The organism is Methanobacterium petrolearium, from assembly GCF_017873625.1.
Taxonomy (GTDB): domain Archaea; phylum Methanobacteriota; class Methanobacteria; order Methanobacteriales; family Methanobacteriaceae; genus Methanobacterium; species Methanobacterium petrolearium.
Window position 1 is genome coordinate 65,905 of record NZ_JAGGKL010000009.1, and the last position, 12,161, is coordinate 78,065.

Here is a 12,161-nt window from a genome sequence, read left to right on the forward strand (position 1 = left end):
AACAAAGCATGCCAGAAATCTTACCAATACCTAATGATACATTTAAAGTCTGTTCAGCCAATTTTTCCTGATCTCCTGATTTTCGTACCATCCTGTGAATTAACTACCCATTTTCCGCGGCTTTTTGCTTTATTTTCCAAGCAAATTTTTCTGCATTCTGGAGGTCTTGGGCATTGGGGCGGCCCTTATTCATCCCCCCAAACAGTTTAAGGAAACTGTTGGTGTTAAAACCTTTACACTGAAATTCATCAAGGATGATGTAACCTTTGGATTCTAGTTTTTCCCTTAGTGTGGCGTGATCTTTGGAGGCTTTGGATTTTCCTGTTATTCCCGCAGTTGAGAAAAGGAATGATTTCTTATTATTTACTTCTGTTAGTTCATCGACAAGTTTAAGTAAAGATTCATGGTGTTTTGCACTGTAAATCCCTGAACCAAAGCCAACTAGATCATAGTCTTGAATTTCTTCAGGACTAATTTCCTGTGGCCATTTTATTTCTGCATCAAGAGTTTTGGCCAGGACGTTAGCTATCTTTTCAGTATTATGATGATGATACGAATACAAAACCAGGAGAAATTTCAATGATGATGCTTCTTTTAACTCAGTTACTTCATTTTCCATTTTTTCACCTTTTTACCCCATTACAGTTATAACCACATTTCCGTTCTGGTGTCCTTGATCAACGTACCGGTGAGCTTCAACAATTTTTTTACAGAGAGTCAATCGTACCAATAACAAGTTTAATATCCTTTTGACCCCAATTTTAATCCTTTAGAACTTTTTATCCTTAAAAAATAAAAAAATAGATTAATCTGGATTTATTCCAGATTTAATTTAATTGATCCAATCTTAGGTGCCAGGTAGTTGTATAGGAGTGCGATTAATGCGGTTTCTATGAAGTAGGTTATGAAGTTTGATATGAATTCTCCATAGTTCCCGGAAATAATCCCGGATATAATTCCTAATAAGGCGCAAACGATTGCTACTGCCAGTGCAGTGGGTAGTACTGGTATGTGTTTGAGTTCATGCAAACTTCCAGTAATTTGATTGAACTCTAACTGGATCTTGGCTACTCTGGTGACTATGTAGTTGTAGAATAGTGCAAATAAAGCGTTCCAAATGAATCCAAACACAAATACCATTATAGGTAGTCCGATTATTAATACTAGGAACACAAATGTCCCTGCTACTCCAACTTCTGCACCGGTGGGCATGGCTGCTCCAGAAACATTAGTTATATTAGCAGTGATGTTGGCTGCTGCTGGCATGGTGCTGATTGTACTTATGAATGAGAATAATGGTGAAAACACAGCTGCAAGTACCAAACCAACGATAAACGCCCATATTGCCCCAATAGCAGATAGTATCAGGGAAAATGAAACAATTGGAATTTTTTCCACCTCATTACCCTCTAATTCTAACTTCACACCACCTAACTTGGGCACTAACACATTGTAAAGCATCACAGAGAAGAAGCTTACCATTATAGTACTGAAAAACGCACCTATTGGAAGGAGAACAATTAGTGGTATTCCTAATCCAGTAATCAGATTAAATTGTCCTAATTGGGGGAGTAGTCCTGCAGCTTGCACTATGATAAGTGCAATTAACATCACAATAGCAGCAATCAATCCCAAAATTCCATATATTGAAGCTGACATCCTGGTAAAGGGTGTCAGTTTTAAGGATTTAATTTCTTTTACATCTACCATCTTTTAACCTCCATTTTTGATTTTTAACTCAAAGGATAGGTTTCAACAAATGCATGATATGTTGAATCCTCTGAATTATTTTTAAGTTCTTAACCTTCACTTAATTCTAGTTTAAACACTTAAAAGTAATTTTTCCAAAATTTACTCAGCATTTCCTCCCTTTTACCTCCAAATTCATTCCAGATTATAGATTAAGTAAGTAAAATTAGAAAATATTAAAAACAGTTTAAAGATTTAATTTAATAAAAAAAAGAATAAAATAAGCCCAATAAGAAAAAATAGAAAATTATTCCCTTGTTATCATTAAAAGCAATGCTAATGCTGTGAATTCAAGTCCTAAAAAGATTAAAGGTAACACAGCATTGATGATGGTTTCAGGAAGATTGAACACGAAATAAATGGAAAATAATATGTTCTGAACCAGGAACAGTAAGGAAAATAAAACCAGGGTTGTGGTGAATTTGGATTTTACTTTAAGGTATCTTTCCATATACACATAGAGCATTCCGCTTAAAAGGATGATATTGGCAATACTGGTTATTAAAGCCGATGTTTTTACCAATACAAACAAAGTGGGTATTAAATTTGACAGCCCAAAAAAATTTATTTCCAACAACATTTTTTACACCTTTTATCCTTCTAATATAATTCATTATGCCCTATTCTTCATTAAATTCTTCCCAAATCCCCAGAAAAACCTTATAATTTTTTTCCATCTCGCCAGTGAGGAAGTATAACGCACCGTACTTCTCCCCGGTTGATTCAACCAAATTGTTTTCCTTTAAAACATCCATATGATGCCGGATAGTTTTATAATCAAGTGAAAGTTTTTCTGCAAGTTTATTAGCATTATAAGGTCTCTTATTTAGTTCAACGATTATTCTGCCGCGATTTTCCCCACCTTTACTCCCGGCAATTAACCACCATAAAAATACTTTCTTCATAAAGGACTCCTACTAAAGGGATCAAACTTACTAATGCTAACGCATACATCAGTGAAATAGACTTTATCACTATATTATACAAATAACATTTGAATGTTTTAAATCATTTTTGCATGGCAATATCATCCACTTCATTATTAAAAGAATGACTATGGGAATTATTTTTGTTTCTAAAACTCGTTTTTGTAATTGCCTGGTTATGTGCAGTGAATTCCCTGTACCTGAATAATAATAAATATCACCATTACCCATAACAACCCATCAAATGATTGATATAGGGAAATTATCTATTAATCATTGTTGTTTTTGGCATGCTCATCCTGACATCCCCATAACCCATAAAAACTGTTTTTACACAAAGATAATCATTTTAAAAGTTCAAAACACAGCCACGTTGAATTTTAGAGCTCAGTTGTACCTCATTTTTATATCAAAAAAATGACATGAAATATAATTTTAATCTCCTTCATTAAATCATTCTATTTATAAAGATATGGAATTAAAATAAGTCAATTAATCAGCCAAATACAGTTTAAAGCATTTTAAAAGACCATTTTTATCGAATAGTTTTTAAAGGATGAGAAAAAAAAATTGTGTATGGGCTCGCGAAATGACGAAAATACGCCAATAAATATTCGAAAACCTCAAATAAAGGATGGAAATCGGATTTTCCATCTGGTAAAAGAATGTAAACCACTGGATATTAATTCATTATATTACTATCTATTGATATGCGCCCATTTTGATCAAACAAGCGTGATAACAGAATTAGATAGTGAAATAATTGGGTATATATCTGCTTACATTAATCCACATCAAAAAAACACTCTTTTTATATGGCAGGTGGCAGTGCATCCTGATATGCGTGGCCAGGGCCTGGCAATCAAAATGATGAAGGACATCCTTGAAAGAGAAGAGATTAAATCAGTTGAATTCATTGAAACCACAGTAACCCCCTCAAATCAAGCTTCAATGTCCCTATTTGGAAAAATCGCTTCAAAACTAGATACTAATCTTCAGAAATCCTCATTTTTTACCAGCGATCTCTTTGGCGAATCAAATCATGAAGAGGAATTACTTCTTCGCATAGGCCCCTTAACTAAATAGGAGAAACCCATTCAATAGACATGAAAATAACGTTTTTAAAATAGTAGTGATTAGATGAAAACATTCAAACAACATGAATCACAGGTTCGTAGTTATATAAGAAGTTTCCCTGTAATATTCCAAAAAGCAAAGGGATCTACCCTATATGATGAACAAGAAAATGAATACATTGACTTTTTTGCCGGTGCAGGAACCCTAAACTATGGACATAATAATCCCTTGGTTTCAGAAGCCTTAATAAAATATATACAGGATGAAGGGATTATTCATGGCCTGGATAAGGCAACCACTGCAAAAAAGATATTTCTGGAGAAATTCTATGATATCATCTTACATCCCCGGCATATGGAATACAAAATACAATTTACCGGACCAACCGGTACCAATGCTGTTGAAACGGCCTTAAAATTAGTTAGAATGGTTAAAGGTAGAAGAAATATCATTGCCTTTACCAATGCATTCCACGGCTTGACCATGGGATCCATGGCTGTAACTGCCAATGCATTTTACAGAGATGAAGCATTCATCAACCGGACCAACGTAAGTTTCATGCCTTTTGACGGATATTTCGGAGATGAAGTTAACACCGCAGATTACCTCCGCAAATACCTGGAAGATCAAAGCAGTGGAGTGGACTTACCCGCTGCCATAATTCTGGAAACTATTCAAGCGGAAGGTGGTATAAATGTGGCTAGTGATAAATGGCTAAGAGATATCGAACAAATATGTAAAGATTTCGATATATTACTAATTGTAGATGATATTCAGGTAGGAAACGGCCGTAGTGGAAGTTTTTTCAGTTTTGAAAGTTCTGGGATCAACCCAGACATCATCACGCTCTCCAAATCAATTGGAGGAGGTTTACCATTATCCATGGTACTGTTGAAATCTGAATTGGATCAATGGAAACCAGGAGAACATACCGGCACCTTCAGAGGCAATAACCTTGCTTTCGTAGCATCTTCAGAACTTTTAAGCTACTGGGAGAATGATAACCTCTCCCAAGCTGTTGAAAGTAAAGAAAAACTAATCAAAGAAAGATTAATGGAAATAAAAGATAAATACCCTGCCATCCAAGCAGAAGTACGTGGAAAAGGATTAATATACGGGCTGGAAATTCCTTTAAGAGGTTTCTGTAGTGATGTGTCAGAAGAAGCATTTTCAAGAGGTCTTCTGATAGAACTGGCAGGTGCAGAGGATAATGTACTAAAATTGCTACCCCCATTAACCATTGAACCCGAGTTACTTAAAGAAGGTATAGGCATAATTGAAGATTCAATTAAAGATGTTCTAGAAAAAAGAGAGGCCATGATTGAGGATTTAAACAATGATAGTTAGAACCCTTGGAGAAATTGAAGGTAGCAGTCGGGAAGTTTTTGCTGAAAATAGTAACTGGGTAAGCAAGCGTTTCCTTATAGCAGGAGATAATATGGGCTTTTCTTTTAATGAAACCATAATTTATGCCAACACTGAAACTTTAATCTGGTATAAAAACCATGTAGAAGCCGTTTACTGTGTAGAAGGCGAAGGTGAAATCGAAACAACAGAAGATGGCGTTGTTTATCCTATTAAACCCGGTACAATGTATGCTCTGGACAAACACGATCGACATTTTCTTCGAGCTTATGAAAAGGATCTTCGATTGTTATGTGTCTTTAATCCTGCACTGGCAGGTGATGAGGTTCATGATGAGGATGGTTCCTATGTTAAACCCGACCAACAATCAGTTGCTGAGAAATAAAAAAATCCATTAATACTAAATGGGAAAATCAGCTTATTTAATGGGTAGAGATTTCACTACCCCTTATTCTTTCTTAACATATCTCTTATTTCCACATCGGGATGATGATATCTAATGGTATTTTCCAGTTCAGTACTTTCAATTGCCTCATGAGGACACCAATGAAAACAGGCCAGGCAAAATTCACAGTTATGCTGCCATTCCGGCCGTTCATTAACCAGTTCAATATTTTCAACCGGACAAATACTGGCACAAGTCCCGCAACCAGAACATTTGTCAGTTCCATCCGCATATGGCAACATTTCATCATAGGCCCCGTTCTTTAAATCATAATATTGTTTTAAATGTCTGATTGTTGTGGGTTTAAAAAGAAAAATGAGGGGAGTTACTATATATTTAATCAATCCATAAATTTTGCCAGCCAGCACATTGGGAGTGTCGAATCTGACTTTTCTACGGGCATTAATATGTTCATATATAATTTCCAGGTTTTCTTCCCAAACCCGGAACATTTTTTGCTGTTTTTCAGGATTGTTAAGTGACGAACCTCCCATGTTATAGGGCATGTTAACTGTGAATCCTGCCACCAGCCTGCCACCACGTGACTGGAGAATTTCATCCAAAAAGTTCAATGTATTAACTGAGACACTTCCGTAGGTACAGAGGGCAAATATGTATTTTGAATCAATGTTTTCCAGTTTTGCAACGAATCTTCTGACAATGAGTGGAACACCATTGTATGGCTCATGATAAGTTGGGAAAATAATTCCAATCATATCTGCACTTGCCCGTATTGGTCCTTTATCCACTACCGACGCTATGGAAGTGAGTTTTCCATTGGTTTTCTCTGCAATGTCTCTTGCTACTGCAAGAAAATTGCCGCTACCTGAAAAATAATATATTTCCATAGTCATAATACTCTTTTAATCTTAAATTCAGTTAATCTTTAAACGAACTCTGCTTCAGCATGTCGGCCACCTCAATATCAGAATGATGATACCTTACTTCCTCAGATATCCATTCTCCATGAATTGCTCCATTGGGGCACCAGTTTAAGCAGGCAAAACATATCTCACAATGATGTTGCCATTGCGGCTTCTCCTCTATTATTCTAATATTATTCACAGGACAAACCTGTGAACAGGTTCCACATCCTTCACAATCATCATCAGTGTAAAAACGCTTATCTGATAACCATATTAACTGTTTGAAATCTGAATCTGATGATTCTGAGATTTTTTTGAAAAAGTTGAAAGTTTTGTTTTTATAATAGAAAAAAATTGGGGCCAATGCTATTTTAAGGGGTAATCCCATGGTTTCAAATTCTCCCTCATTTCGGGCTTTCACAAATTCATGGATAAATTCCAGCTTGTTATCCCACTCATCAAACAGTTTTTGTTGTTCTTTCACAGATACTGCCTCTATATTGCTTGGCATTTGCACAGTGAAGCCTGCAACAAGCTCACCTCCTCTTGATTCTATAATCTTCCCTAAATTTTCTATGGTGGCCGCAGAAAAACCACCGCAGGTGCAAATTGCGAATATATACTTTGAATTTGCGTTTTCAAGGTTTTCAACAAATCTTTGCACAATGCCGGGAATTCCATTGATAGCTGAAAAATGAACCGGGAAAACAATCCCCACTACATCTGCATCTGTTCTTATATTTCCTCTATCCACTACCGATGCTATGGAAATCAGTTTTCCATCGATTTTCCTGGCAATATCCCTGGCTACAGTCAGTGAATTCCCTGTACCTGAAAAATAGTAGATTTCAGTGCCCATAGTTAACCCCCATTTTAAAACTTTATAATAGATTTTAGAATAATACACTGAATCTTCGAATTAACTCCTCAATTTTCTCATCAATGTTGCCTCTCCAGATTATGATGTCTGTTCCCACTACAGTTCCGCCTTTAGACTGGCAGATTTCTTTCATTTTACTGATGGCCTTATTTCCACCGGTCCAGTTAAAAGGTAATCCTTTGGTGACAAAACAGGCAATTTTTTTATCTTGAAGGGATGAAATCTGCTCTAAATAGGCTGCCATGACTGGTGCAAGGTTAAAGGCGTGTACTGGTGCACCAAAGATTATGGCATCATAATCAGTTACCTCAGGCGCGTTTTCAAACTTCACATCCTTGGTTCCTGGAGGTGCATCCCCTACAGAAACCACCCGCTGAACATCCACTTCCTCTCCACCCGTTAAAAACTTATCCTGAAGTTTTAAAGCAACAGAATAGGTATTTTCACTTTGGGAATAAACTATAATCCCTATTTTCAAAACTAAACCCCTCCTTTTTCTTATTCTTTTACCTCGGTTAGAAAATTCCCTGGGAATGGTTCCCCATGACCCGGGTAAACATTAACTATATCTAACTTCTTCAGTTTTTCAATACTGGTATAGGCAGCCTTTTTATCATCCATAATAGAATTTAAAGCTGGTTTATCTGTGTTGGTTAGTATATCTCCACAAAAAAGATCTCCTTGATCAGTTAGTATCCCTATGGAACCTAGGGAGTGGCCAGGAATATGGATAATCCTTGCATTTAATCCATAGTCAACAAGATCATAGCCATCTTCAACATAAAAATCAGGCGTAAATCGATTTGATTTACTTAAACCCATGAAAGGTTTCATTATTTTAGAAAGAGGATTGCCTTTCCTGTTCCATAGCATGTCTCCTTCTTGGACCATCCCCTCATCTTTCTGGTGCATGGCTATCTTGGTACCATATTTATCCCGTAGACATGCAGCATTCCCTGCATGGTCTGAATCTCCATGGGTTAACAGGATTAAATTAAGATTTCCTGTTTTACAACCTGCCGTTTCCAGCTGGTTTTCAATTTCAACACGATTTCCTGAAGTTCCAGTGTCTATTAAAACAAAATTATCATTATTTTTGATAAGATAACAGTTTACAGTAGCTAAACCTGCTAACATTTTTAATTTTATGGTTATGATTTCCAGTGGCATATTATCCCCTCAATTGGTAAAATAGTATGGGACCTCTCTCCATTTGAAACCGTTACTTAATTTTTTTTAACTAATTGTTATAATATTTATTCATCCTTTTTTGTAAGAATATCCTAAAATTCCTAGCTGGGAAAACATGTCACTTTCGGTAGTTTGATTTCCAAATAGCAGCAACTATTCTACGAACAATAATAATATTATTGATTTATTCTTTATAATTAAACAAGAAATAAACGAAATTAGGTTCCCAATATTTTTGCCCATTTCAGAAAATATAGGATGTTTACCAATGAAAATCCGCCTGAGACCATATTCCGAACTATTTATGAAAATATTAGGAATAACTTTACTTATCATAGGATTGGTGGGTCTCTTTTATGGTCCATTAGAGATATACTGCTTTTATCTTTTTTCAGGTGGAGGTCCCTTCTATTATGAAGGTTTCCAGATTGGATCATTCTGGTTTGCCTATTTAACCATCCAAAATTCCGCATATTATATTGTAACATTTTTACTGATTCCCATAGGCATAGGAACAGTTGAATTGCAAAATTGGGCACGGAAACTTTCCTTGAATCTTCTGTATATATGGATTGTTTTAGGTATAAGTATAACGAGTAGTTTCATTTTTGCCCTTCCAGAATTTCTCAAAAACCTTAATTCTGCCATTTTTACTGTTATTTTGTTGTTTCTGGCTTTGTTCGGAATTATTATCCCTGCTGTTTTGATTAAAATTTATAAAAGCAAAAAATTAAAAAAAGTGTTTAAAAATAGAAGTGAAAACTTCATTGAGAGAATCCCTCAAAGCATATTACTAGTTTGCAGCCTTAACATTATTTTTATATTGATTCTTCATGCCAGTACACTGTTTCAGTACATTTTTCCATTATTTGGAAAAATTATTCTCCAGAGAGAATCAGTTATTTATGTTACTATGGCCGTGTTTATCTTAGCTATTTTAAGCTATGGATTCTGGAAAAAGTATTTTTGGGCTTTTTATGGGCTTATCATCTATTATGGACTTATGTTAATCTCGATTATGATGACCTTCAGCAAATACTCCATTTTAGATATTATAGGTCTCTTAAATTTTCCTCCGTATGAACAGAGCCAGATGATTTCAGTTTTAACCCCTCTTCTAAATTTTAACCTAACAGCACTTTTTGGTTCATTTTTAGTTTTTACACTTTTATCAGCCATTTATTCCAGAAAATATTTCCACAATGTAATTTTAAACTTGAAAAATAAATAATTTAAAGGAATAATTTGAAGAAAAAAGGTTAAAAACCCCTGAATAGGGTCATATTTTACCAAATGTTGCGGGCTTTCCTCAGATTCATTGCCCCCCATCATCTGGACTTATTTTGATTACCTCTAACTCATGGATGTACTTATCTCCACGCATTGCAGATAATATGGCAGCCATGGCACAGAATAATGCTCCAATGTAGAATGAAACTCTCAGTGAGGGCATGAAGGCTTCAGCCAGGGTAGATGGGAACCAAGATGTTCCAGTGAGTGTGGTTAATGTGGAAGCAGGTATTTGACTAACCACTGATGATGGTACACTACTCAGGATGGTTTCAACTGGGTTGTAACCTAAAAATGCTGAAAACAATGCCCCTGTGGGTGGTATGTTACTTAGGACCGGGGTGAGTTGTGCTGCGCCAATATTGGCCAGAAACGATGCTAAGGCATCTGGAAAACGTTGGGTGATCCCTACAATGACAATGGTAAAGAATATGGCCATGCTTGCTGTGAATGCAGTGTTCATTATGGTGGTCAGCATCCCAGATGCTATTCCCCTTTCTTGTGGTGGTACAGAATTCATTATGGATGCACTGTTTGGAGATCCGAACATTCCACTGCCTAATCCCATAAAAAATAGGGCTAAGGCGAATTCCAGGTAGTTGAAGTTGTAAGAGAGTGTTGCTAATATCAAGAAACCAATGGTGTTCATTACCATTCCTAGAGTGGCGATCCAGCGGGGACCGTACTTAAATCTGAAAGCATTCCTGAGATTGGTCCCATGATGATCACCCCTATGGTTAGAGGTAACATGTAAACTCCTGCCCAGAATGGTGTGGATTCATAGCTGTATCCATGTAAAGGAAGCCATATTCCCTGCAGGAGAAGTATCAACATGAACATCATCCCCCCTCTGCTCAAAGAGCTTAAAAACCCGGCAAGGTTGGCATAGGTGAACATTTTTATCTTGAATAAGTCCAATCGGAACATGGGATTTTCCACCTTACTTTCCACCACAGGGAATAAGGCCGGGAGGATGAAACCAGTTATCATTGCCACCATTACCCAGGGATTGTTCCATCCCATGGCATTATTACCGTAGGGCATGAGACCATAGGTTACTCCTAAAAGTAGTGTGGTTATACCTGAGACGAATATAACATTTCCCCAGATATCCAGTTTGGTTTTAGGTGCGCGAAGGGATATTTCTTTAAGTTTGAATGTGGACCAAAGTGTTCCTAAAATACCGAAGGGCACGCTTACCAGGAATATGTATCTCCAGTTGAATACTGCCAGTATTCCTCCTAAAAGGAGACCTATGAACTGGCCAGACATGAGAGCTACCATGTTTATACCCAATGCTTTCCCTCTTTCACTGACTGGGAATGCATCAGTGAGTATGGCGGAGCTGTTGGCCATGGTAAGGGCACTGCCCACGGCCTGAACAATTCTAAACAGGATGATCTCCATGGCCCCAGCATCACCAGTGGATGGTGTCAAGTAAAGCAGGATGGATCCTATGGTAAATATGAGAAATCCAAGTTTGAAAAGCTTAACCCGTCCGTGTATATCTGAAAGACGTCCAAAACTTAAAAGCAGAGTGGCTGTTACCAACCCATACCCCATAAGTATCCATAAAAGATACTGGAAAGAAGTTAAGGGATTAATTTGAATACCGTTAAAGATGGCAGGAAGTGAAATCAAGGTTATACTCCCGTTGATCATTCCCATCAATGATGCAATGATAACATTGGATAAAGCTATCCATTTGTAGTCAAAACCATGCCCGTTTCCATCTTGTGACGGGTTGAGAGGCGAATTGCCCCCTTTAGCAATGTTATTACTCATTCAAGTTTTCCCCAGCATCACGCAGCTTGTTCAAACCTTTTATAGTCCGGTTTTTCAAAAAATCACTTATTCGTTGTCTTTCTTCTTCACTGAGGTCTTTATTCATTACATCTTCCCAATCTGAAATTATAGTCCAGATCTCGGGCATCAATGCTTTTCCCTCTTCGGTGATGTAAAGGAGGTATCTTCTGCGGTTTTTTGGATCAGTCTTTCGGCAGATGAATCCATTGTCTTCTAATTTTTTCACACCACGGGCCACAGTTCCCTTGTCTATGAAAAAATGGGTGGCCAGATCTTCCTGCGTCTGTCCTTCTTTTTTATATAACCCAATTAAATAAAGAGATTGACTAGCGGTGACGTTTAAATCTTTCATTTTATTGTTTAAATACATCATACGAGTTCTGTGAATTATGGAGATAAGAATACCCAGTGGAATATCAGTTAAGTCTTCTTCGATTATTTTTTCAATCTTATGCATGATTTTTAGTCCCCTGTTTTGAAAAAATGGTTTTGATAAATTCATCGTATGGTTTTTTTTTAAGAATCCAGGAAGTAGTAACAGTTAGCCGTTAACCCTATATAAATAT

At 36.7% G+C, this 12,161-nt stretch carries 15 protein-coding genes; 4 read left to right on the forward strand and 11 right to left on the reverse strand.

The features are described from left to right. Positions 1–103: 103 nt before the first annotated feature. The 4 genes from J2743_RS09305 to J2743_RS09320 form a co-directional block, all read right to left on the reverse strand. Positions 104–619, reverse strand: coding sequence for a flavodoxin family protein (locus J2743_RS09305; RefSeq protein ID WP_209626521.1), 516 nt, complete (start codon positions 617–619; stop codon positions 104–106). A 197-nt stretch (positions 620–816) separates the two neighbouring features. Next, a complete protein-coding gene (locus J2743_RS09310; protein WP_209626523.1) occupies positions 817–1,710 on the reverse strand; it encodes a hypothetical protein in 894 nt (297 codons plus the stop codon). Positions 1,711–1,996: 286 nt separating this feature from the next. Continuing rightward, entirely contained in the window at positions 1,997–2,329 is a 333-nt protein-coding gene (locus tag J2743_RS09315) for a DUF8036 family membrane protein (protein ID WP_209626525.1), read from the reverse strand. Between the two features lie 40 nt (positions 2,330–2,369). Continuing rightward, complete coding sequence (locus J2743_RS09320; protein WP_209626527.1) at positions 2,370–2,654, reverse strand: ArsR/SmtB family transcription factor; 285 nt, start codon at positions 2,652–2,654, stop codon at positions 2,370–2,372. A 597-nt stretch (positions 2,655–3,251) separates the two neighbouring features. Here J2743_RS09320 and ectA point away from each other — a divergent pair. The 3 genes from ectA to J2743_RS09335 are packed head-to-tail and all read left to right on the forward strand — an operon-like array spanning position 3,252 to position 5,502. Beyond that, positions 3,252–3,761, forward strand: coding sequence for a diaminobutyrate acetyltransferase (gene ectA / locus J2743_RS09325; protein ID WP_209626529.1), 510 nt, complete (start codon positions 3,252–3,254; stop codon positions 3,759–3,761). 54 nt (positions 3,762–3,815) lie between these two features. After that, positions 3,816–5,099 carry a diaminobutyrate--2-oxoglutarate transaminase gene (gene ectB, locus J2743_RS09330; protein ID WP_209626532.1) on the forward strand — a complete coding sequence of 428 codons (1,284 nt, stop codon included), beginning with the start codon at positions 3,816–3,818 and terminating at the stop codon, positions 5,097–5,099. Further along, on the forward strand, positions 5,089–5,502 hold the full coding sequence (locus J2743_RS09335; protein WP_209626534.1) for an ectoine synthase: 414 nt from the start codon (positions 5,089–5,091) through the stop codon (positions 5,500–5,502). The genes ectB and J2743_RS09335 overlap by 11 nt, the downstream gene beginning before the upstream one ends. A gap of 56 nt (positions 5,503–5,558) precedes the next feature. On the opposite strand, the gene J2743_RS09340 is transcribed toward J2743_RS09335, so the two are convergent. From J2743_RS09340 to J2743_RS09355, 4 genes are read right to left on the reverse strand one after another with little or no spacing between them, the layout of a single operon-like run. Continuing rightward, on the reverse strand, positions 5,559–6,416 hold the full coding sequence (locus J2743_RS09340; RefSeq protein ID WP_209626536.1) for an EFR1 family ferrodoxin: 858 nt from the start codon (positions 6,414–6,416) through the stop codon (positions 5,559–5,561). 25 nt (positions 6,417–6,441) lie between these two features. After that, positions 6,442–7,287 carry an EFR1 family ferrodoxin gene (locus J2743_RS09345; protein WP_209626539.1) on the reverse strand — a complete coding sequence of 282 codons (846 nt, stop codon included), beginning with the start codon at positions 7,285–7,287 and terminating at the stop codon, positions 6,442–6,444. A gap of 34 nt (positions 7,288–7,321) precedes the next feature. Continuing rightward, positions 7,322–7,786, reverse strand: coding sequence for a flavodoxin family protein (locus J2743_RS09350; protein ID WP_209626541.1), 465 nt, complete (start codon positions 7,784–7,786; stop codon positions 7,322–7,324). Between the two features lie 20 nt (positions 7,787–7,806). After that, entirely contained in the window at positions 7,807–8,478 is a 672-nt protein-coding gene (locus J2743_RS09355) for an MBL fold metallo-hydrolase (protein WP_209626544.1), read from the reverse strand. Positions 8,479–9,049: 571 nt separating this feature from the next. On the opposite strand from J2743_RS09355, the gene J2743_RS09360 reads away from it, so the two are divergent. Further along, a complete protein-coding gene (locus tag J2743_RS09360; RefSeq protein WP_209626546.1) occupies positions 9,050–9,730 on the forward strand; it encodes a hypothetical protein in 681 nt (226 codons plus the stop codon). Between the two features lie 84 nt (positions 9,731–9,814). Here the strand turns inward: J2743_RS09360 and J2743_RS12060 are convergent, their stop codons facing one another. The 3 genes from J2743_RS12060 to J2743_RS09370 are packed head-to-tail and all read right to left on the reverse strand — an operon-like array spanning position 9,815 to position 12,052. After that, entirely contained in the window at positions 9,815–10,438 is a 624-nt protein-coding gene (locus J2743_RS12060) for an MFS transporter (RefSeq protein WP_245248208.1), read from the reverse strand. 8 nt (positions 10,439–10,446) lie between these two features. Next, a complete protein-coding gene (locus tag J2743_RS12065) occupies positions 10,447–11,574 on the reverse strand; it encodes an MFS transporter (RefSeq protein WP_245248209.1) in 1,128 nt (375 codons plus the stop codon). Continuing rightward, positions 11,567–12,052 (reverse strand): MarR family winged helix-turn-helix transcriptional regulator, encoded by a 486-nt coding sequence (locus J2743_RS09370; RefSeq protein WP_209626548.1) that lies wholly within the window; start codon positions 12,050–12,052, stop codon positions 11,567–11,569. The genes J2743_RS12065 and J2743_RS09370 overlap by 8 nt, the downstream gene beginning before the upstream one ends. Between the last annotated feature and the right edge of the window lie 109 nt (positions 12,053–12,161).